The organism is Novimethylophilus kurashikiensis (assembly GCF_003112435.1).
Taxonomy (GTDB): domain Bacteria; phylum Pseudomonadota; class Gammaproteobacteria; order Burkholderiales; family Methylophilaceae; genus Novimethylophilus; species Novimethylophilus kurashikiensis.
In genome coordinates, this window is record NZ_BDOQ01000009.1 from 18785 (window position 1) to 41138 (window position 22354).

The 22354-nt window shown below is 53.8% G+C and carries 20 protein-coding genes; 10 read left to right on the forward strand and 10 right to left on the reverse strand.

Annotated features, from left to right (window positions below; genetic code table 11):
- The first annotated feature begins 275 nt into the window (after nt 1-275).
- Both NMK_RS11060 and NMK_RS11065 read left to right on the forward strand, forming a co-directional pair.
- Complete coding sequence (locus NMK_RS11060) at nt 276-5135, forward strand: PAS domain S-box protein (protein WP_109015823.1); 4860 nt, start codon at nt 276-278, stop codon at nt 5133-5135.
- A gap of 75 nt (nt 5136-5210) precedes the next feature.
- Nucleotides 5211-5549 (forward strand): hypothetical protein, encoded by a 339-nt coding sequence (locus tag NMK_RS11065; protein WP_146187183.1) that lies wholly within the window; start codon nt 5211-5213, stop codon nt 5547-5549.
- Between the two features lie 28 nt (nt 5550-5577).
- On the opposite strand, the gene NMK_RS11070 is transcribed toward NMK_RS11065, so the two are convergent.
- Nucleotides 5578-6531 (reverse strand): hypothetical protein, encoded by a 954-nt coding sequence (locus tag NMK_RS11070; protein WP_109015825.1) that lies wholly within the window; start codon nt 6529-6531, stop codon nt 5578-5580.
- A 148-nt stretch (nt 6532-6679) separates the two neighbouring features.
- Nucleotides 6680-7048, reverse strand: coding sequence for a flagellar protein FlaG (locus NMK_RS11075; RefSeq protein ID WP_109015826.1), 369 nt, complete (start codon nt 7046-7048; stop codon nt 6680-6682).
- 167 nt (nt 7049-7215) lie between these two features.
- Here NMK_RS11075 and rpiA point away from each other — a divergent pair, with 167 nt between their 5' ends.
- Nucleotides 7216-7893: a ribose 5-phosphate isomerase A gene (gene rpiA, locus NMK_RS11080; protein WP_109015827.1), complete on the forward strand. Its 678-nt coding sequence runs from the start codon at nt 7216-7218 to the stop codon at nt 7891-7893.
- Here the strand turns inward: rpiA and NMK_RS11085 are convergent.
- Nucleotides 7890-9104: a GGDEF domain-containing protein gene (locus NMK_RS11085; protein WP_109015828.1), complete on the reverse strand. Its 1215-nt coding sequence runs from the start codon at nt 9102-9104 to the stop codon at nt 7890-7892. The genes rpiA and NMK_RS11085 overlap by 4 nt on opposite strands.
- A 205-nt stretch (nt 9105-9309) precedes the next feature.
- On the opposite strand from NMK_RS11085, the gene NMK_RS11090 reads away from it, so the two are divergent.
- From NMK_RS11090 to NMK_RS11100, 3 genes are all read left to right on the forward strand, one after another.
- Entirely contained in the window at nt 9310-10014 is a 705-nt protein-coding gene (locus tag NMK_RS11090; RefSeq protein ID WP_181376254.1) for a DsbC family protein, read from the forward strand.
- Nucleotides 10015-10078: 64 nt separating this feature from the next.
- Nucleotides 10079-10798, forward strand: a complete 720-nt coding sequence (locus NMK_RS11095; RefSeq protein WP_109015830.1) for a DUF1223 domain-containing protein — start codon at nt 10079-10081, stop codon at nt 10796-10798.
- Nucleotides 10799-10952: 154 nt separating this feature from the next.
- The gene (locus NMK_RS11100; RefSeq protein WP_109015831.1) at nt 10953-11966 is read left to right on the forward strand and encodes a Gfo/Idh/MocA family protein; all 1014 of its coding nucleotides are present in this window, start codon (nt 10953-10955) and stop codon (nt 11964-11966) included.
- Nucleotides 11967-12074: 108 nt separating this feature from the next.
- Here NMK_RS11100 and NMK_RS11105 read toward each other — a convergent pair whose 3' ends face one another.
- Both NMK_RS11105 and NMK_RS11110 read right to left on the reverse strand, forming a co-directional pair.
- The gene (locus NMK_RS11105; RefSeq protein ID WP_109015832.1) at nt 12075-13022 is read right to left on the reverse strand and encodes a hypothetical protein; all 948 of its coding nucleotides are present in this window, start codon (nt 13020-13022) and stop codon (nt 12075-12077) included.
- Nucleotides 13023-13088: 66 nt separating this feature from the next.
- Complete coding sequence (locus NMK_RS11110) at nt 13089-13772, reverse strand: hypothetical protein (protein WP_109015833.1); 684 nt, start codon at nt 13770-13772, stop codon at nt 13089-13091.
- Nucleotides 13773-14639: 867 nt separating this feature from the next.
- Here NMK_RS11110 and NMK_RS11115 point away from each other — a divergent pair.
- A complete protein-coding gene (locus NMK_RS11115; protein ID WP_109015834.1) occupies nt 14640-14852 on the forward strand; it encodes a hypothetical protein in 213 nt (70 codons plus the stop codon).
- Nucleotides 14853-14913: 61 nt separating this feature from the next.
- Here the strand turns inward: NMK_RS11115 and NMK_RS11120 are convergent, their stop codons facing one another.
- Nucleotides 14914-15954 (reverse strand): DUF2157 domain-containing protein, encoded by a 1041-nt coding sequence (locus NMK_RS11120; protein WP_109015835.1) that lies wholly within the window; start codon nt 15952-15954, stop codon nt 14914-14916.
- 167 nt (nt 15955-16121) lie between these two features.
- On the opposite strand from NMK_RS11120, the gene NMK_RS11125 reads away from it, so the two are divergent.
- On the forward strand, nt 16122-16643 hold the full coding sequence (locus NMK_RS11125; protein ID WP_227871453.1) for an RcnB family protein: 522 nt from the start codon (nt 16122-16124) through the stop codon (nt 16641-16643).
- 87 nt (nt 16644-16730) lie between these two features.
- Here the strand turns inward: NMK_RS11125 and NMK_RS11130 are convergent, their stop codons facing one another.
- The 3 genes from NMK_RS11130 to NMK_RS11140 are packed head-to-tail and all read right to left on the reverse strand — an operon-like array spanning nt 16731 to nt 19106.
- Nucleotides 16731-17108, reverse strand: coding sequence for a c-type cytochrome (locus NMK_RS11130; RefSeq protein WP_109015837.1), 378 nt, complete (start codon nt 17106-17108; stop codon nt 16731-16733).
- Between the two features lie 13 nt (nt 17109-17121).
- On the reverse strand, nt 17122-18606 hold the full coding sequence (locus NMK_RS11135) for a cytochrome C (RefSeq protein ID WP_227871454.1): 1485 nt from the start codon (nt 18604-18606) through the stop codon (nt 17122-17124).
- Complete coding sequence (locus tag NMK_RS11140; RefSeq protein WP_109015838.1) at nt 18525-19106, reverse strand: cytochrome b; 582 nt, start codon at nt 19104-19106, stop codon at nt 18525-18527. Before NMK_RS11140 ends, NMK_RS11135 begins: the two co-directional genes overlap by 82 nt.
- 397 nt (nt 19107-19503) lie before the next feature.
- On the opposite strand from NMK_RS11140, the gene NMK_RS11145 reads away from it, so the two are divergent.
- On the forward strand, nt 19504-19779 hold the full coding sequence (locus NMK_RS11145; protein ID WP_109015839.1) for a cupin domain-containing protein: 276 nt from the start codon (nt 19504-19506) through the stop codon (nt 19777-19779).
- A gap of 110 nt (nt 19780-19889) precedes the next feature.
- On the opposite strand, the gene NMK_RS11150 is transcribed toward NMK_RS11145, so the two are convergent.
- Nucleotides 19890-20189: a hypothetical protein gene (locus NMK_RS11150; RefSeq protein WP_109015840.1), complete on the reverse strand. Its 300-nt coding sequence runs from the start codon at nt 20187-20189 to the stop codon at nt 19890-19892.
- 583 nt (nt 20190-20772) lie between these two features.
- Between NMK_RS11150 and NMK_RS11155 the strand changes: the two genes are divergently transcribed.
- Entirely contained in the window at nt 20773-22353 is a 1581-nt protein-coding gene (locus NMK_RS11155) for a methyl-accepting chemotaxis protein (RefSeq protein ID WP_181376255.1), read from the forward strand.
- The last annotated feature ends 1 nt before the right edge of the window (nt 22354 follow it).

The window sequence follows — 22354 nt, forward strand, 5'->3', positions numbered from 1 at the left end:
GGACGACCTGCCTCAGTCAATCCCTACATTACGTTAAGCAATTTCCGTCTCTGACATCGGATGTAACCGATTGCGGGATATTTCCTTGCACAGCATAGTGCTAGTTCACTCGAAATCGTCTCGCTGACTCTTCACCGCAGGTCGCTCTGCTGAAAGAGCCTTGTGTAGCCGATTTTTGTTCAGCCTTGATATGTAGAGCGCTTTAAAAGCAGGTGAGGTGGCCTGTTCAAACATGCCTCCTTGATGATCGATCGAGCCAATAACAGGTTGCTAATATGGATGATCTCGATTTCTCCCAAATTTCGGCGAGTCCGGTTTCCGGTGACTTGTCCGAATTGGTTTGCCGCTATCTATTCGAAGACGAAGCCGGCGTGGCGCCTGCGATTTTCTGGGTCGATCCTGATGCTGATTTTCAGCTGATAGTGGCAAGCTCCGCCTGCCGACACTGGGGTGTTTATACAGAAGCCGAATCATCCAAAGCTCTGCACGACTGTATTCCCACGCTAAGCCGAGAAAAATTGCTGCAACTCTGGGAGCAAATCGACACCTACGGCAAAACCTTTCTAGAAACCGAATACTCGCTTTCCTCAGGGCGCCGCATTGCCATCGAAATCCTCTTCAGCCGCGCTCGTCACGAACATCCCCTCATGGCAGGGATCATACGCGACATCACCGAACGCCGAGTGCTTGAGGCCGAGCGTCAGCGACTTGCAATCGAAGTGGCGCAAAAAGAGGCGGAGCTGCGTTTCCGCGAGATTTTCGATAATGTCACTGACGGTGTTTTCCTGCTTGATGTCGTCGGTACAGAGCGATTCCGCTTTAGCGCAATCAATCCCGCCATGGCGCGTATTACCGGCATCGTACCTTCGGATGTTGCTGGCCGTTTTGTTGAAGATGTCCTGCCGCAGCACTCTGCTGCGATCATGATCGAAAATTATCGGCGCTGCGTGGAAAACGAGTCCCCGACGCAGTATGAAGCCGCCCTGGATTTTCCCGCTGGCCGCCGCATTCTCGATTCCATGCTCGTGCCGGTACGCAACGACAAGGGCAACATCTATCGCATCATCGGCCTGACATCCGATATCACCGCTCGCAAGCATGCCGAGCGAGAAATCGGGTTCATGAATTTTTCCCTAGACCAGATGCAGGATGCCGTATTCCTGGTCGATGCCCAACAGCGCTTCCGCTACGTTAACCAGTGCGCCTGCGACACCCTGGGCTATACCAGGCAAGAACTGCTCGGGCTATCGGTGGCCGATGTCGATGCCATGAATGTGGCCGATGACACAGCCATCGATTACAGGAGCAAGCAATCCCACCACCGATTCGAAACGCAGCACCGTACCAAGTTCGGCAAAGTCTTTCCTGTCGAAATCAGCAGCTCGCTGATCGAATACGGCGACGAAGTCATGCATCTTGCCGTGGCCCGTGACATCAGCCGTCGCAAGGCGATGGAAGACGAACTGCGCTGGCAAGCAGAATTTCAAAAATCCTTGCTCGATGCCATTTACGACGTTGGCATGCAGGTGCTGGTGGTCGAGGATGAGCGGGTAGTGCATGTAGGAAACCGGTCTCTGGCAAGGCAGTACGGATTCTCGGATAGCGAGCTCGATGCCCCCATTGAATTGGCTCGATTCATCCACCCCGACGATCTCGCAAAGGTGTACGAATATCAGCGTCGCCGCCGTGTCGGGCTTTTTGCGCCGCCACGTTACGAAGTCGGCATTATCACCAAGAGCGGCCGCAGGCTTGAATACGATGTCGCCGTGGCCGTCGTTCCGGGGACTTCGCCAGTCCGGATGATTACAGTCGGTCAGGATATTAGCCGTCGCAAGCAGGCCGAAGAGCAATTACGTACCAGCGAAGAACAGATGCGGTTGTTTTTCGAGCATCAGGCCATGGGTATGGCGATCACAACGCCGGATAAGCGATGGATCAAGGTCAACGACAAAGTTTGCGAGATGCTGGGGTATCAGCGGGAAGAACTTCTGGGGTTGACCTGGGAAGACATCACGCATCCGGATGACATGGCCACGGATACAGTTCAGTTCAATCGCATGTTGAGCGGCGAAATCGACAGCTATCAGGTCGAAAAACGCCATAGGCGTAAGGATGGACAATACCTTCACGCCAATCTGGCGATCAGTTGCGTCAGACGTGTCGACGGCGCATTGGATTACGTACTCGCCGTCATGGAAGACATGTCGGGATACAAGCTGACGCAACATCGCCTGGAATTATTCCGGACGCGCTTGCTGACCGTACTTAATACCATGCCGGACTATGTCTGGCTGAAGGATGTCGAAGGGACTTATCTCGCTTGCAATCATGCGTTCGAGCGGTTCTTCGGCGCGCCAGAGGCGGAGATCATCGGCAAGACCGATCACGACTTCGTGGATGCCGAATTGGCAGATTTCTTCCGCGATAAAGACCGCGTTGCCATGGATGCCGGCCGTGTGTGCGTCAATGAGGAATGGATCACGCTTGCCGACGACGGGCGTGAGGTTTTGTTGGAAACGCGAAAAGTGCCTGTCTACGACGAGTCTGGGCGTATCAACGGGGTATTGGGGCTTGCCCGCGATATTACCGAACTGAGGCAGCGCGATGAGCAATTGGCACTACTGGATTACGCGCTCGATCATGTCTCGGACGCCTTATATCTGATCGATATACATGCCCGTTTCATACGGGTGAACGACGCCGCTTGCAGAATGCTGGGATATTCGCGAGAAGAGCTTCTTAAGCTTTCTGTCTACGATATCGATCCAGATTTCGGTCCGGAACAATGGGCAGAAACCATACAAATGTTCGATAGCGGTCAACAATATTTTTTCATCAATACCCGCCATCGCCGCCAGAATGGCGCAATCATCGACGTGGAAGTCCATGCCAATTACATCGTCTACCAGGGGAAGCAATACAACCTGGCCCTGGTACGCGACGTCACTGCACGCAAAGAGGCTGAAGCCTTGCTCGTGCGTCGGGAGTCAGAGCTACGCAGGTTGGTAGAAAACGTATCTCAATCCATGGTCAGGCTTGACCGCAACTTCCGACGTACTTTCGTCAACTCTGCTTACATGTCTTTTTCGGGAGTTGAACAATCTCGCATCCTTGGTTCACATGTGAGCGAATTTTGGCGCGCCCACAATATAACTCCAGACCAATATATCGAAGCGTTGAGTCGCGTCATGAATACCGGGCAGGCGGAAGACGTTATCCTCGAGCGAGATCCGTTATCCGAGGGCTTTTACAGCCATCTTGTCCGGTTGGCTCCGGAGTTCACCTCCGAAGGCACCGTGCAGGGCGTCATCGCACTGGGTTTCGATATGACCGAGCGCCGGCGGCAGGAGTTTGTTGAGCGCCAGCGCTTGAATGTCATGGAACTGGTCGCTGAAAACGTCAGCCTGGATACCGTGCTGAAAGCCGTCGAGCAATTCATCGAGACATGTCGCCCCGGCTCCGCCTGCTGTATCCAGCTGCCGGAACGAGTGCCTGCCGACGAGATCGGGGCCATCCGCCATGCTGGACAACAAGAGCACATCAAACCTGTTGTATTGTCTCCTGACAGGTATGCGTCGCCTGCCACGGCTGAGATGCGTTGTTCTGATGACTGTAATAGGGAACCTTGCTCCACAGCCGGGCAATATGCATCTACCGAACTGGTGAAATCTATGTCCGGGGAACTCGTGGCAGCCATCACGCTTTACCACGACAGGCAGGAAGGCTTGAGCGAAATGGATTTCTCCTTGCTGAAGCAGGCTTCCAATCTGGTCGCTATCGCCATAGAGCGCAAACGCCTTGAAGAGCGCATGGAGCAGCAAGCCAGTTTCGATCCCTTGACGGGCTTGCCTAACCGCCGCTTGTTTGGAATTCGCCTGCATGAAGAAGTCCGCAAGGCCGAGCGCAACAATACCAGCGTCGCTTTGCTGTTCATCGATCTCGACCATTTCAAGGAGGTCAACGATACGCTCGGGCACGATATCGGCGACCGCCTGCTCATCGAGGCTGCAGCGCGTATCCGTCAATGTGTGCGTGCCTCTGATGCCGTGGCTCGCCTGGGGGGAGACGAGTTTGTGGTAACGATTGTGGATGCTGCTGAGACGGACCAGATTGCTCGCTTAAGCCAGCAGATTGTCGATGCCGTTTCACGTCCGTTCAGCATCGATAATAATCTGGCTTACGTTTCCGCCAGCGTCGGCATCGCCTGCTATCCAGACGATGGTGAAGACCTCAAAGTGCTGGTCAGCCGAGCCGACCAGGCGATGTATGCAGCCAAGGCTCAGGGGCGCAACGGTTATTGCTTCTTTACCACATCGATGCAGGAACAAGCCCAGTACCGCACGCGTATTGCCAACGACCTTCGCAATGCCCTGCATGAAGGCCAACTCGAGGTTCATTACCAGCCTATCGTCGATGCTGGCACCGGCCGCGTGATCAAGGCAGAAGCCTTGCTGCGCTGGCATCACCCTACGTTGGGATATATCCGACCAGACGTCTTCATTCCGCTCGCCGAGGAGAACGGCAGCATCCACGACATCGGCGACTGGGTGTTCCGCCAAGCGGCTATGCTTGCCCGACGCTGGAGGCAGCAAGTCGATGATGCGGGCAATTCACTGCGTTGCCAGGTGAGTGTTAATATCTCGCCCCGGCAATTTTCCCGCGGCAAGGTCGAATCGGCCTGGATTGCGTATTTGCAATATCTGGAATTGGACCCGGCAAGCATCGCGGTTGAAATTACGGAAGGACTCTTGCTCGATGATCGGGCGGATATCATCCAGCGATTGAAGGAAATTCGCGATACAGGCATGGAAGTCTCGCTGGACGATTTCGGCACGGGCTACTCGGCCATGAGCTACCTGAAGAAGTTCAGCCTGGACTATCTCAAGATCGACCGTTCGTTCGTGCGTGATCTAGTGCAAAACCCCAACGATCGAGCCATTGCGGAAGCTATCATCGTCATGGCGCACAAACTGGGGTTGAAGACCATCGCAGAAGGTGTAGAAACGACCGAACAGCGCGAACTGCTCAAATCAGCCGGGTGCGAATACATCCAAGGCTACTTGTACGCAAAACCGGTTCCCGAGCATGAATTCCTGGGCTTGGTCGAATCGATGAACATGACAGCAATGGCCTAACAGGCAATATCAAGAACAATAAACAGGCTTGTAGCATCGGATTGCCGGTCGCTGCCTGGAGGGGATCGGTTTTCAATGCGGAAGTGGAGGGTCATGGTGACTGCCGACAGCGGGTTCATGCAACAGACCCGGCTTGAGGCGATCTCGTTCCAGCGTCTGGTCTTGACCGGTCACTACACGCTTCCCATTGAGGCGCCATGCCGCCTGGAAATTCTCATCCCTCCGCTCAAAGTAGAACATGGGCTCAGCGTCGGGGAGATGCAAGGTAAGGTCGAATCGGTTATTTTCGCCGGAGAAGTTATTCGCTTGATGTTCAAGCTGGATGAATTGTCGCCGGAAGTCAGGAAACAGATCGACCTTTACCACATGGATGCTGAATTTCGCCGCGATGCCGCGCGGTTCTCGATCGTTTAAGGAGGGGCAAAGCGTCGCCCTCAGTCGCTTAACCGATAGCTTTGCTCGCCATCACCGGCGTAATCGGCCCTACAGGTTCAGGCGTTGTCAGTAATGCTCCCGTTTCATCCACCATCCTTACACGAGAGGTACTGCTGCTCAGCAGCAAGGCCGTGAGCGAATTGGCGTAACTCGGATCGCTGGAGATCGTCGTCAAGGCTTGATTGGTGGCTTGTACCAGCAAGTTCTGCAAGAGATTCTCTGTCGTTACTGATGTCGGGATCGTGGCGAAAGCCTGCTGTGCCGTCGTGGCTGTCGTAGTAGTTGTCGCCTCTACTGCCGCATTCAACGCTAACTGGGCTGCTGTCGCTGTCGTCGGCGCAGGTGTGACGTTTACCGTAGGCGGGGCGGGTATCTGGGTGTTTTCTGCAAGTAATGTCGCTGTATCGGGCAGGGCGATGAAACCTTCATTCAATGGGCTTATGGACTGGCTCAAGGCCTCTGCAAAATCCTGATTGGCGGCTTGCAAGACGGTCAGCGACAAATCATTCACCGTTTCACCCACGACACCGGGAAGCACAAAGGGCGAATTCGTCGTCGTATTAACCACATTGTTGGAAGTCACGGGCGTTTCATTCGCGGCAGTGGCTTGTGTGGTGAGCGTAGCGAGGACGGCGCCGATGTTAGCTGGCGTCAGCGTTGGCGTCTCGGTGGTCGTAGAAACAGGATTAATTGCTGCAGCCTGTGCTGCGAGGTCTTGTCCTGCACTAGCGATAGCCGCAGCCGTGGGCGCAAGGTCGAATAGCACCTGTTGGATGACGCCGTTGGCGTTATAGATCAAGGTGGCGGGTTCGCCTGTACCCAGCGTGACAACAACACTGGTATCGGGCGCTGCTACCAGGTCGGTTTGTGCCAGTTGAGCGATCAGGTCAGGGGCGGGCGTCACCGGCGTGGTTGGAGCCGTCGCGGCCGGGTTTGCGACGGGCTGGATGACGATGGCCATGAGAAATTCCTTGAATCGGATTCAAGGAAACACGATAGGCCTGGAGGCGGCAGGGCACTGTGCGCAAGGTCACATTACAGCCCGATAGAGCGGAGTAATCTTTAATCTGCCGAGCTTAAATCTGGATAGACTTAGACTTGGGACAGACTTAAATTTGATCCAGAATCAGTTGTCCGCGCCAACCACCGGGAACCGCCAGCGATTGAGCGAATGAAACCATGGCGTGCGTCGGCAACTGCCGGATGACTTCGTTGGTTTGCACATCCATGATCTTGAATACCGGAATACCGGTGAGCTTGTCTTTTTCTACTGCCGCGACGAGGTTCTTCTGTCTTTCCAGGAAAGCATCGTTGACCTGCTTGACCGCTTGTTCGCCGGTCAAACTGGAACCGACTACGGCTGGTGCCGCAGCGGCTGTCGCAGGTTTCTCGGGAGGGGAATAGCGTGGTTGAGGGGCGGCAGCTTGCTGGGGCAAGGTCGCATCGAAGGCTGAATATGTCGCAGCGCTGATATTCACGTTAACCTCCTAACAAGCAGTGCGTAGGTGAAAACCTAGATAAGATAAGAATAATCCTATCACTACTTTCAATTTCAATAAAGCGGTTGCGGTTTATCGAGGGCTAATATCAGCTATATTGCTGCGTAAAATACAGTTTCATCTGCAAAATCATCGAGGAGCACGTCATGAACGACAAGGAACTGGTTGCCCATTATGCGGCGCAACAAGTGCTGGATGGCATGCTGGTCGGGCTTGGAACGGGCTCGACGGCCAATTACTTCATCGCCGAGCTTGCCCGGCGTGTCAAGGATGACGCCCTCAACATCCAAGTCGCCTCCAGCTCGGTTATCAGCACTTTAAAGGCGCAGGAACAAGGATTGTCCATCGTCTCCATCGAACATCTCGAACGCCTGGATTTATACGTGGATGGTGCCGATGAAATCACGCCCGACCTTGTTCTGCTCAAGGGACGCGGGTCCGATCTGGTGCGAGAAAAACTTATGGCGCGGGCGGCGGAGCGTTTTCTCGTCATCGCCGACCAGAGCAAGCTGGTGAGCCGTATCGGCGAAAAATTTTCTATTCCCATCGAAGTGCCGCCGTTTGCCTGGCGGCTCGTCAAACGTAGCCTGGAAGCCTTGGGCGGACACGGGGATTTACGTCCCAATGCTAACAAGGATGGTTTCTGGATTACCTCGCACGGCAGCCTCGTGCTGGATATGACGTTCCCCGAGAGCATGGGCAACGAGCGTCTCAACGAGGCGCTCAACAGCACGCCGGGCGTGGTGGAGCACGGCATTTTCCATGGGTTGGCTAGCGTGGTTTATGTGGCCGACAACGGCCAGGTCGTAGAAAAGCGCCGTTAGGCGGCTGAAATATTCGCCAGATCGGCCTTGCGCAGAGCTGGGGCTACCTTCAGTTCCATCACGCATCGGTTGCGGCCGCGGCTCTTGGCTTGGTACAGGGCTTGATCGGCGGCCTCCAGCAAGGTGCGGCTATCGCTTGAGCCGCGTTCGCGTTCCCATACGCTGATCCCGACACTAATTGTAAGAGCAAGGCTGGTTTCCTGGAGATGAACGCGTGTCATGGCGACTTCGACACGCAGTTTTTCTGCGAGTGCCATCGCACCTGCCGCGTCGGTCCCGGGCAGTAGGGCGCAGAATTCCTCGCCGCCGTAGCGCCCCAACGTATCCTGCTTGCGCAAATTGGCCGACAAGACATCCGCAATACCCACCAGCGCCGCGTCGCCCGCTGCATGACCGTATTGGTCGTTCACCTGCTTGAAATGGTCGATGTCGATCATTAAAAAACTAAGCGGCAAGCCGCTGCGTTCGGCCGCCGCAAGTTCTTTCTCGGCCTGGATCATGAAGGCGCGCCGATTGAATATCTTGGTCAGCATATCGGTCATCGCGAGGGTCCTGATTTCACGGTCAGAACGTTCCTTGATCATCAGCACGAACCCCAGCGAACCCATCAAGGCGAAACTCATGATGCAAATAAACACGCCCAGCTGGATAGGATTAGGTGCGATGGAGGTCGGCGTGCTGGCGAATTCGATATGGGTAAATGCCGCAACCGTACCGCGTGCGAGCAGCATGGCCATCATCGCCCAGAACGAATAGAAAATAAGTCCCCAAGCGTGACCGGTATGAGATTCTCGGTCTGAATGCAATACGCGAAGCATGAGGCTCAACTGAAAGCAGTAAAACAGGCTGCCCAGTACTAGGCGCTCTGTGACCGCGTTGTAGGGCAATCCGCCGAACAGGACTACAGCGAGTGTCACCGGCACTAAGTATTGCCAGCGTGGGCAGTGCAGACGACGGTACTCGTAAATCGCCGCCAGTTTGAGACCTTGAGCCGAGGCCATGATGATATTGGCTACGGTAATCGAGAGGACGTCTGTGATCGAGCCGCGTAGCGCGATCAGCAACCATGCCAGCGTTTCGAGCGAGATTGCGGCGGACCACTTGCTTAATCCATCTCGTTCATCCTTGCGCACAACCACCGCCATGCTGAGCGCCATCAGCCCGCTGATCAGCATCAGGGAGAATAGCAGGGTGCGGTTATCAAGCAGCATGGAGAGGGGTTGTAGTCGTTATCTCAACATTGTAAGGAAAAGCCTATGCTAAAACCACTTTTGTTTCTGTACCTTAAAAAATGGAATCAAAAGTGGCCTCTAAGCTGCAAATAACTTCCATCAAAGCCGCGAGTGATACCATCCATGCGCACTTCGCCTAGTTTTAACCCACATGCCGAGTTTTAACCAACATAAAGAGAACGCCATGAAACTTGTCTATCCGGTGCTTGCCGCCCTGGCATTGTTGTTTACCGCACAGGCCTATGCCGACGATGCCGATACCATCCGTACCAACCTCACGCGCAATCATCCCGGCGCCAAGATCAAGAGCATCCAGCCGTCGCCTGTTCCCGGCATCTACGAAGTCTATGCCAACGGCCAACTGCTCTATGTCAGCAAAAACGCCGAGTTTGTGTTTGTCGGGGCCAACTTGTTCAACGACGAGACCAAGCAAAACCTCACGGCCCAACGTATGCAACAACTGACCACCATCGATTTCGACAAACTGCCCTTGAACAACGCCATCGCGGTCAAGAAGGGCGACGGCTCGCATAAGTTCGCCGTATTCACCGACCCGGACTGCCCCTATTGCAAAAGCCTGGAGCAAACGCTAGAAAATCGCGGGCTGACCGATTACACGGCGTATATCTTCCTGCTGCCGCTTGAGCAAATCCATCCCGATGCCCGAGCCAAGGCAGAAGCCATCTGGTGCGCCAAAGATCGCGCCGCCGCCTGGCACGGCTGGATGATCGAGCAAAAGCTGCCGGAAAAAGCGACTTGCGAAACGCCCATCGACGCCAACCGCCAATTGGCCGAAGACCTGAGCGTGAACGGCACCCCGACCATTTATCTCTCCGACGGCACCGTGGCACCGCCCGAAGCCCTGCTGCAAAGCCTCAGCGAAAAATAAGGCCGCTTAACCGTTGTAAGGCAGCTCTGTCTTTTCCGACTAAGCAAGGGAAAGGAGCGCTGCCATGTTTCGATCTTTCATCCCCTTGCTGTTAGCCGCTTATGCGGCTCCCTTGTCCGCCGCATGTACCGTCCAAAGCGGTCCCACGCGAGCGGCCTTGCTCGAACTCTATACCTCGGAAGGATGCAGCAGTTGCCCACCGGCCGATCGCTGGCTCGGCGCATTGCCACACGATTCGCAGCATCTCGTCCCGCTGGCGCTACATGTCGATTACTGGGATTACATCGGCTGGCACGACCAGTTTGCCAATCCCTTGTTCTCCCAACGCCAACGCATGCTGTCGGGGTCGGGTTTCGTCTATACGCCTCAGGTCGTGCTCAACGGGCAGGATTACCGCAACTGGCGCAACGGGCTCGATAAAGCCGTTGCCATCATCAATCGCAGTCCGCCCAAGGCCGATATCAAGCTCACACTCAACGCCGGTGCAACCGGGCTCGATCTTGCCGCGACATCCACGACGGCCGAAGCTGGCGCCTCGCTTTACCTGGCCGTGTATGAAAACGGCCTCGTCAGTAACGTAACGGCCGGCGAGAACGGCGGCGCCACCTTGCATCACGATTACGTCGTACGCCAATGGCTGGGGCCGTATCAGCCGGGGCAACCCGTTCAGGCCAATCTCGTTCTCAAGCCCGAATGGAAAAAGCAAAACCTCGGTGTGGCCGCGTTTGTGCAAGCTCATGGTGGAGACGTGCTTCAAGCAGTAGCGGGGAAAATCTGCGATTGATGGACGAACCGCGGGGCTTGCGGGTGCTTTATCCCGGTGGTTTATGGGAGTGCAGTAGAGCTGCGTGAATAGCTCGGTTGTCGGAGCCGCTGACATGCCGGTAATACCCGATTATCATGCTCAACTTTACAGCACCAACAAAAAAGGGAATCCCATGAACGACCAGCCCAAACTCCGCTGGGGTATCCTCGGCGCGGCGCGCGTCAACGAACGCCTGTTGCCCGCCATCGTCGAAGCCCGCAATTCGCAACTCGTCGCCATTGCCAGCCGCCGCCCCGGCGCCGCTCTGGAAACCCTCAAGAAGCACGCCCCCCAGCTAGAAGGCCAGGTCGCTACCTACGACAACCTGCAAGCCCTGCTGGACGACGACAACGTGCAAGCCGTCTACATCCCTCTTTCCAACCATGAACACGCCGAATGGGCGCCCAAGGCCATGGCCCGCGGCAAGCACGTCCTCATCGAAAAACCCATGGCGATCCGCGTGCAGGATATCGACGCCATCGAAGCCGCCGCCAAGCAATACAACGTGAAGGCGATGGAAGGTTTCATGTACCGCTTTCACCCGCAACATGCTCGCGTCAAGGAACTGCTCGATTCCGGCCTCATCGGCGAAGTACGGGCGGTGAGGGCGAGCTACTCCTTCATGATGCGTCCGGCCCGCATGTACCGGCTGGAAAACGACTGTCAGCACGGCGGGGGCGCCATGTGGGATATCGGGCCCTATGCTGTGCACTCCGCCCGCTGGTGCTTCGACCGCGATCCTATCGCCGTCACCGCCATCAGCAAATACACGGAGAGCGGGGCGGATATCGCCACTAGCGGCGTGATCGACTTCGGCGACGGCAAACACGCCCGTTTCGACGTCAGCTTTGAATGCTCGCGCCAATCCACCTACGAAATGATTGGGACAAAAGGCATCTTGACCTGCCAAGCCGTCTGGCAACTCCCCGGCGATGTCCCCGTCATCTCATGGAGCACCGAAGACGGCCGCAGCAGCATCGAACGCCTGCCGGCGGCGAATCACTTTAATCTGGAAATCGAACACTTCAGCGACTGCGTGCTGAACGACAAGCAGCCGCTGCTGACGTTTGAAGATGCGAGGATGAATTGCCGTGTGATCGAGGCGGTGAATGAGGCGGCGAAGACGGGGAGGGTGGTGAAGTTTTAGTTTTGGCGGTCATTCCGGGGCTGCGTAGGCAGAACCCGGAATCTAACCTGTAGGTTTATAGAGTCGAGTCTGTATTTATGAAGTTAAATCAGACTGATAAATTTTTGTCTATTTTTTCAACAAGCGGGCAAAAAGATCGATAGCGCTTTTTGTTGATGCCCCCTCTATCTTTAGTCGTTCTAATTCTTGAGTTGTTTGGTCATTTTTTAAAATTCCGTTTCTATCAGTCGAGGCTAGTTCAGTTGAAATTGATTCAGTTGAACTGGAGCGCACAGCCAATAACGTTGCGACTTTTTTCATTTCAGTGTTCGTGATTTCATTCTGGTAATACCTAATCTCAGATAGATTTGAGCGATACATTGCGAGGAAAAAATAGGCAAAGACTTCAATAAGAACTACGACTGATAGTCTAGGAAACATGTGTAGCGCTAGGGCACTTAAATCAGAAAACTTACTTTCAGAGAAAAAAAGAACTATAGCGAGAATTGCGGCTCCAAATAATGCAATAAAGCACCCAATAATTAAGTTTGTATTTGCTCGAGCACGAAGCATTTCAACCTCATTGGAAAGGCGGTCTACAGACTCATTGAAGGTGGTATTCACGGATATCCTAAAGCGCCTAGACTGTTCATCCGAATCAATTCTTTGCTTCAGTTCTACTACAAGGTCATTAGCAGCCCCCTCTACTAGTGACGCTCGTAATTGATCAGAGATTTCTTTCAGTTCATTCTTGCCTATACTTGAGATTAACCCTTTTATCTCATCTAATTGACCTTTCAAATCCCCAACTTCGATATTTTCAAAATCAGTCGCTATTGTTTCGTCACGTCGTCTTTGGGCATTGTCATCCCTCTCCTTAATCAATATAGAACGAGACTTGAGATAATCCGCTACGGTTTTTGATCCAAATGCAGCAAATAGCCCTGCAACTGTTGAAAAAGCCAGAGCTCTATTTCCATAATCAAGAGAGGCAGGTTCCATAACTATAAAGGTAATAGCGAAGAGAATCAGAAATGCAAGGATGAGCTGAGCTTTTTCGGAATTTTTTTTATTCATGACAAAACTTTTGAATATCTAGATTAAGCAGCAATATGATTACATATTGGTTTAATGGATAGATTTTCATTTGGGGCCATCAAGTAAGAATTTTTTTGCGGTTTCGAGTGCAAATTGACGTCCTTCAGCACTGCCCATTACCTTCTTTACAGCACTGACCAACTTGCTACCAGCAACTTGATACCAGACACCTTTAGGAAAAATGGCAATATCGTTCTTTATTCTTTCTATTTCCTGTTCGGCCTCCTTGAGCTTCTGCGCAGTTATCTCGCTTTTCTCCCAAATTTGCTTAAGTTTTTCATTAAGCTCGTCAAGACGAGTACGTAATGCTTCAGCTTCATTTTCTGTAAAGTGAGAGTCTTTGTCATGAATATGCTCATTAATTTGTTCACATAGGGCTTTGCGAAATGCCTCGAATTCATCTATGACAGGATTTTTTGAACGGTAATCCTCAAGGATACGCTCTATCCAAGGGCCAATAGCTTTGAGTGCGGCGGAAAGATTTTCATGTTTGTATCTTTCCCCAGTCTCAATGTGCACGCCTGGCGCTTCATCCGATATGTATCCATTTGAGTTATATCCTGCAGGTTCACTAATAGAATAGCTAAATTTCTTTTCTGGAATAAACGCAATGGTCAGAAAAGGGTTGGAATCTTCCACAAACTGAAGAGAAAAGCTACTTGAAGTAAAGTATGACTTTTCAAGCATCTCAAAAATTTTCTTTTTGGTAGATTCGCGCAGCGCAGTCATTGAGGCTCCAATAGTTATAAATATATGAGTTAAGAAAGGCAATTCAATTTTTCATCAAGCAAAAGGTAATGGGGGCTGATGACTAAATTAAGGGGACAGTTCAATACAAGCTGTACCCATTGGTAAAGTCAATGAAAAAGAGTCGTTAAATTTTATAAAGGAAAAGTGCAAGGGAACTGCCCTTTGATTTTGATTTACTGCTGTTTCAGCCGCTCAGTACATTTTAATTCCTTCATGAATTTATTATGCTGTGTCCTATTTTTCAATAGGGGTTTTTATGGAAAATGAAGATTCTCATGCAATACGCATAAAAGCGGCACGAAAAACAGTCTATTAGGCCTATTTTTCATGCAGGGCCGGTGTTACTTAAATTGCGGCACTATTTCACTAACACTTTCACTGATCCTTTTTCGCTATCAATAAGCAGATAAAACGTCACAACCTTGGCAGGTATGCCGTTGTCCTTGTTGAACTTCACTACTCGATCATTGGCGGGCTCGAAGCAATGATGGCTTGTAATAGTTCTTTTCGCATGACAGGTGAATTACGATTTTATTCACCTCTTGACCATTGGAAATGTTGCAACTGCATATAGTTGCGGCAATCAGAAGATTGCCGATTTTGATATTGCGGCGATTGAGCCAGCGAGAGTGGCTGGCGTGGAAGGTTTATGAAATGTTCACTTTAGTTATTGATTTTTTGATGCGCTGCCGATTTTAACTGCTTGCTGCATTATGGGTGCTCCCTGATGTATGTCGGCGCGTGTGAATTATCAGCCTGACTCCAGGTCGAACTGATGATTCCTAGGCGGTCGTTGGGTCAATATGTATTTCTTCAAATAAACAACTTAACAAGAGGAGATTTTTTATGAACGCAGCGAAAGGTGTTGCCCTGGTGTTAATCCTGTGCGGTGTGCTGGGCTTGGTGTACGGAAGCTTTACCTATACCAAGGAAACGCACGACGCGAAGATCGGCCCGATTGAGCTTTCGATCAAGGACAAGGAAACCGTCAACGAGCCGCTGTGGGCTAGCGTGGCGGCGATTGTGGCTGGAGTGGGGTTGTTGGTGGTGCGGAAGTAAAGCCTTTGGGATAAACAAAAAGCGATGCCGTGCGGCATCGCTTTTTTATTGTGAGAGTGGCTTAGCCCCGCTGCGTGATGAGTTCTTGCAGCTCTCTCGGCAAGCATTTCCGCAAACTGGCGCTGATCGCGGCTTCGTGCTTTTGCCAGACGATCCCCAAATAAATCACGCCCAGGCCAATCGCCGTGAGCGCAAAGGGGAAGAGCATGCTGTCCTTGAAAATGGTGTTGGCGAGGTGGCCCAGGTAGCCTGCCGTGCCCAGTCCGCCGCACACCGCGAAGATGCGGCGGCTCAGGATGGCGCCGATGGCGATGAGGCCGAGGTTGATCAAGAGGTAGATGAATTTGTTCAGCTCGCTGTTGGAATCCATCATGCTGAGGCCGCCCCAGAAGGTGAGGCAGCCGAACAGGTAGAGCCAGAAGGCGAAATCGCGGTCGCGGCGGCTGCGGATATCGACCCAGAAGGCGACGAGCAGCATGAGGATACCGAACCAGACGGAAACCAGCTTGCGCAGCTCCCAACTTAGGTAAGTTTCCCCGCCCGCCAGGAAAGGCGTGAGGTCCATGCTCATGTACCACAGGGTGACGGCAACGGGCATGACGCCGAACGGCAGTCTGTAGCGCCAAAGCGCGATGTTGGCTGCGATGAGCGTGCCGAATTCCATCATGATCCAGTTCCACTCGATATAGCGGTGGTAATCGCGGTAGGCGAGGTGGTTGTCGCTCCATAGGCCCATGGCGCGTTGCAAGCCGTAGATGGCGAGCGGCGTCATGGCGATGCCCAGCGCAAGCAGGATACCGGCGGGGATGGCGAGGTGTTTGCGGTACAGCAGCCAGTGGGCGAGGCTGACGGCGATGAGGCCGTAAACCACGGAGACATTGAAAATCCACCAACCGCCGTAGTGCTCCCAGCCCAGGGTCATGAACAGCGTCATGGCGCCGATGGCGATGAGGCCGCCAAGGTAATACAAAATGTGTCCGGCGCTAAAGCTCGGCGTATCGGCGCGGGCTTCGGCCAAAAAGCGCCAAAGGGCGTCGGCTTGCTGGGTGCTGATGATGCCTTGCGTGGCGGCGTTCTGGAGATCGTCCGGTTTGATCTGCATGTTGTTCCCCTGAGGGTTCTAGTCGTTTGCCGGGAACTCTAAGCCGTAAACGTCGATAGGGCAATCCACGTATTGATGAAATCCGGGGGAGCTTCTAGGATGGTCGATAGTTGAGTATCAAGATCAGGTTTATTTGTTCCGCAAGCACTTTTTTGTGAAGGAGAACCATGATGGCTTCGATTCGATTGAAATCTGCAGTGGTAGCGGCCTTGGCGATGCTGGCAATAGCCGGCCCAGCCTTCGCCGATCGCGACAAATGGGATGATGGCCCGGGACACGGCGACAAGCGCGATAGGGGGCATGAAGACCGTCGCGACGATCGGCATGACGACCGCCGTTATGAAGAACGCCGCGAATATCGCGGCGAGCGCCATGAAGACCGGCATTTTCACGACCACGACCGTGTGGTGATCCATGATTATTACGAGCATGAATATAGCCGTGGATTCTGCCCGCCGGGATTGGCGAAGAAGCATAACGGCTGCATGCCGCCGGGGCAGGCTCGACGCTGGGAAATCGGCCGTCCGCTGCCGCGCGATGTCGTTTATTACGATCTACCGCCGTCCGTCGTGATCGAGCTTGGACCGCCACCGCCGCGGCATCGCTATGTGCGCGTGGCGAGCGATATTCTTCTCATCGCAATCGGTACCGGAATGGTGGTCGATGCGATTGACGATTTAGGCCGATAGTTTCAGCCAGCATTCGGCAAAAAAATGCCTCGGCCTGTAAGCAGACCGAGGCGAGGGGATCAGAGTTTTAAAGCTCTGACAGGGGTACTAGTGTTGGCTGGATAGGAAAGCGATGATGTCTTGCCTTGCCCCGTCGTCCGCGAGCCCTTCGTATTTCATCTTGCCGCCCGGCACGGCTTTTTTCGGCGCCTTGATGTAGGCGTCGATGGCCTGCGCCGTCCATGCCTGGTTATAGGCACGCATGGCGTCGCTGTAGTTGAAATCGGCGATGCTGGCCGATTTGCGGCCGAGGATGGCGTTGAGCGACGGGCCTTTCTTGTTCTTGCCTTCTTTCAGGCTGTGGCACTCGGCGCATTCTTCGTCGAAGGCCTTGGCGCCGCGTACCGCATCGCCGGCTGCGTGGGCTGTGGGTAGGGCTGCCAGCATCCAGCCGGCCAGCAGGGCGGATATCTTCAAATTTTTCATTCAAATACTCCCGTTAGATAGCAAACCATGCAAAAGCGAACAGCGTGTTGTTGTCGCTAGCATTGCGGCCGAAGCCGTCATAGTTGTTCTTTGCGCCGTTGAACTTGGTGTAGCCGGTGTACTGCAGCCCCAGGCGTAGATTTGCCCAGCCGTTACCCCAGGAGTCTTCCTTGCCGAAGGGCGTCCAATCGCCTTGCACGGTGTAGCCGCGGGTGTTGGGCGATGCCTTGACGCTGCCCACGTCTTGTTCGCCGCTGTTGTAAAGACCGTTATCGCGGCTGCCGCGGATATCGAACAGGGCCAGGGTTGCGCCGTAGGTCTTGTCAAAGTGGTAAGAACCGCTGACGTCCAAACGGTTAATCGAGCCGTGACGTTTTTCCGCATCGCCCGCGCCAAAGCTGGCGTCCAGGTTGCGTCGTTCGTTGATGTAGCTGCCGTTCAGCGCAAACACGTGCTCGCGCGTGCCGAGGAACTGATACGAACCGTCGATCCCGATATCGCGGTACTTGTCGGTTTGTCCCGGTGTCCAGCCTGGCAGCAAGTGCGCATCCATGCCGAAAATGCCGAAGGAATACGCTTGCTTGCGCTGGTCTTCAAAGTAAGCCAGGCGCCAGTAAGGCGACGTTCCCTTGATCTTGTCACCCGGAGCAATATTGATGTCGTCCAGAATGCGCTTGGAAAGCGAGTTGTAGCCGCCCAGCTCTGCATACCAATGGTTGTCGTAGAAACCATAGGCAGAAACGCCGATGACTTGCTGGGCGAGCGCGCCGTCGATGAGCGGCGAAGCTGCAGAGCCGACAGCCAGTTCCGACGACATATACGGGAAACGCCAAGCCGGGACGGTATTGAAGGCGTCCTGCACGGTCGGGTTGTTGTTGATGGAGATACCCAGCACCGTGTCCTTGTCGGCGATTTGCATGTTCTTCACGATGCGCAGGTCGGCGTTGTCGAGGGTGGTCTTGCGATCCGGTTCGGCATGCGTGACCTGGACGAAAGCGCCGATGTTGTCGCTAAAGCGGCCTGCGACGAACATCGAGATTTCTTGCAGGGACAGATTGTCGTTCTTGCTGAAGCCCTTGGCCGGATCGGCAGATTGGTCCTTGCTGGTCTGCGTGTAGCTTTGCACCAGCATGGCGGACAGGGGGATGTGGCCAGCTTTGCCGTCTGAATCGGTATAGCCGCCCAGCTTGAACTTGATGCCGTAAGGCGTGAGCTGCGGACCGAAGCCGCCGACGTGGCAGGCGACGCAGTCTTGCCCGGTCTGACGGGCGAAGCTGGGTACGGCGTGGGCCGGTAGCGCAGAGGCCAGCAGCCCCAGCGTAACCAGCGCCATGCGAAAACGGTGCATGGCACGAGGTGTCGATGTTCCGAACATGTCGTTTACTTCCTTCTTGTGGTTGATTAAATCAGTGATGTTTAGATCGAATTGCTGCGCAGCCAGCGCTTGAGCGGCAGCATGGAATACAGCACGCCGTCGCGCAGGAAATAGTGATGCCAAAGGGCCGCCACTGCATGCATGCCGACCATGGCGAGCAAGCCCCAGGCCGACCACTCATGCCAGTCGTGCAGGGTATCGGCCAGGTCGCGGTCGCGGCTCAGGATGGCGGGAATCTGGAACATCCAGAAAAAGCTCATCGGCTTGCCGCTGGCGCTGGACATCGCCCAACCCACCAGTGGAATCGCGATCAGCAGCAGGTAGATACCGGCATGGACTAGCTTGGCAACCAGGTTTTGCAAGGCTTGCATTTTGGGTGTGGGGGCAGAGTGGTTGATCGGCTCGCGCACGAAGATGCGGAAAGCGACCATCACCATGACCAGCAATCCCAAGGAGCGGTGGAGTGTGACGAGTGCGTGGGTGATTTCGTCGCTGTCGATGTAATCCTGAACCAGTACCGCACCGACTGCGGTAAGGATGGCGATCAGCGTCAGCCAGTGCAGCGTGATAGTGGCACCGTTGTGACGGTACCTGGGCATGGATGGAGAGAAATTTGTGCTCATTGTTGTGTCTCCTTAAAAAGTGCCGTCTGTAGTGCGGCAAACATGGTTGGGTAATCAGTGAAAACCATAGGCTTCCTAATGTGAATTGCTCGGAGCCGGAATTCGCAATACCTGTGCCAGATCGTTAAAACACGCGGAATATTTGAATAAGCTAATGAAAAGAAAACAGAACTTTTGGCTGGTTATGTGGCTTGACGCGCGAACTGCAGACTTTATAGGTCTGCAAAAAACGTAGGGATGAAAATTAGTGCTGCGAAATTTTGCAGGGTAGGGATGATAAATACGACGCGAAAAATGGCTGGAGGTGTGGGCCGTCAATGGTAGAATTGCGCGCCTTGAGCGAATCCGGCAATTGCCGAAGCGTTCATCTCAAAACAGAATCAAACTAGGAAATAGCATGAGCCAAATCATCATCGAACATAATCCCAGCGAAGAGCGTCTGAAGGAACTGGGTGTTTCCAGCTGGAACATCTGGGAAAAGGAAATCTCCAAGTTCCCGCTTGACTTCGGTATCAAGGAAACCGCCTACGTGCTCGAAGGCGAAATCCTCGTGACCCCCAAGGGTGGCGAACCGGTCCGTATCGTTCCGGGCGACCTGGTTGTTTTCCCCGTCGGCCTCAAGTCCAACTGGGAAGTGGTCAAGCCCCTGCGCAAGCACTACAAGCACGGTTAATTCCGACTTCTGGCAGGCAACAAAAAAGGCATCTTCGGATGCCTTTTTTGTTTTCAGGGTTTGATTCCTGGCAAACCGGCATCGACGCCGGTTTGCACAGTAGCGCTGGATCAATGGCGATCGCTGGACTTTCCTTTGTGCTTGCCCTGATTGCTGTGATCGATAGCCTTGCGCTCCGTTGCGCGGTCCTGGCCCTTTTCCTGACCGACGGCTGGACTGTTAGCGTTAATCGTCGCCTCGTTGCTCATGCGCTCGCTGGCCTGGCCTTTATCGGTGTCGGTCTGCACGCCGCTTTTCACATCGGTTTGTATATCAGCGTCTGCTCCGGCGGCATGCACGGGATTCATCAATGCGATTTGCGCGGCAGCGGCAAGCAGCATCATCGTCAGGGTTGGTTTCATGTTCTTCATGGTTAAGCCTTTCTTGGACTAATAGATCGAAAGCTGTTCGCACTCAAAGTCGTGCTTTGGAGTAGGCGGGACGATATTCTTTCCGACATGCGTGGCATGGCAGTCCCAAACATGCCTGGGAAGAATATTCGTCCCGCCGATTCTCCTGGCTGAACAGCCGTGGACTTGGGTAGTTAAACGTCGTCCGAGTCTGAATAACGCAATGCTTGTGCCAAGATATTAAAAACATTATAAAACATATAGATGTATTGATTAATTAAAGTTAATTAATAATACTGTTCCTGCTTGATGTGTCGCCATATCTAGACGTTTTATAATTTGTGGTTATGTGAATACACTTTATAAGTGTCTGAATTAAAATAATTACTTGATGGAATTGCCTATTGGCGCGATATCGCGACACTTTCTCGACCCTTTCCCCTTTGAATCCTAATCGCGAACCTATCAGTTCTGATAGGTCGGGTATGTAACCTTATCTTTTTCGCTTGATTCATCGTTATCCTGAGTAGGGGTAAACCCTGATAGTCGTGTAGTCATAACCTTAATAAAATTGTGACTAATGCTGGTGAAATGGGAGATCATCATGAGCATTCGTATTAAGTTACAAACACTGACGGCAATCACTGTGCTGGGGTTGGGCGCAGTCTCGGCCATGACGATGTACGGGCTTAACGCCATCCGCGACGCGGAATCCACGGCGCATCGACGCGAGGGCTATGTGATGGATTTGCTGGAGATCAAGGCTAGCGCGATCTCCACCATCATGCTCGACCCGACCCAACAGGAGACGCGTGAAGTGTTTTCCGCCGCGGAGAAAAGCATTCTTCAGCACGGTAAATCAGCGCTCGAGTCGATCAAGCGGCCCGAGATTCGTGAGGATTTGAAACATATCCTGAGCCAGTGGGATGTTTACAACCGCGACTCGCTAAAATTGATCCAGCTGGCTGCTAGCGACGCCAAAGCAGCCAACGACCAATTGATCCCCTTGTACAACCGTGAGTTCAAGCCATTGCAGGGCGACCTGGAGAAGTTCGTCGCCAAGCGGCAAATGGAAGCCCGACAGTCCAGCGAGACGGCTTCTCAAGTAGGTAAACGTACCTATTGGCAAGTCATGCCGTTGCTGGCCTTGGTCATGCTGGTCAATGTTGGCGTGGTGGTATGGATTTCGCGATCGCTTCGGGCGGCGCTCGAACGCATACACAAGAAGCTTGTCCCGCTTAAAGCCGGCGATTTGACGCAGCGCTTCCCGGAAGACACCGAAGCCGAGTTGAATGAGATCGGCGCAGGCGTTAACACCTTCATCCAGGAACTCCAGAAAATCGTGCGCGAAACCCGCAAGGACGCGGAGTTGGTGGCCAATGCCGCGATTCAGCTTGCTGCCGCCTCGGAACAGGTATTGGCGAGTTCTACTCAGCAAAGCCAAGCGACTTCGACGGTGGCTGCCGCGGTTGAACAATTTTCGGTCAGCATCGACCAGGTTTCCGAGAACGCCGCAGAGGCCGAGCGCAAGGCCGCGCTGTCGGGTGAATTGTCGCGTAACGGCGAGGTGGAGGTGCAAGGCGCTGTGGAAGAAATCCAGCGCATCGAACACTCGGTCAACGATGCTGCGTCCAAGATGGACGTGCTGGGGCAGCAGGCGCAGGAAATCGGCACCGTGGTAAACGTGATCAAGGACGTGGCCGAGCAGACCAATCTGCTCGCGCTCAATGCCGCGATTGAAGCGGCTCGTGCAGGCGAATCAGGACGCGGCTTCGCCGTCGTGGCAGACGAGGTACGCAAGCTGGCCGAGCGCACTGGAAAATCGGCGCAAGAAATCACCAATATGATCGTTTCCATACAGGCACACACACAAACGGCAACTACCGTTATGCAAGAGAGCAATGCTCGGGTCAGCCAGGGCGTCAAGCAGGCCGAGCACGCCGGAAACTCGATGCAGCAGATCAATACCAGCTCGGCGGAAGTCGTGCAGGCGGTCAGCGATATTTCGACAGCCCTGAGCGAGCAGCGTGCAGCCAGCAGCGAAATTGCTCGCAACGTAGAACAAATCGCCCAGATGACGGAGGAGAACGGGGCAGCGGTCTTGCAGGTATCCAGCGCGGCGGAAAAGCTCAAGGAGCTCGCTTCCGAATTGCAGGCCGGTGTGGCGAAGTTCAAGGTGGCTTGAA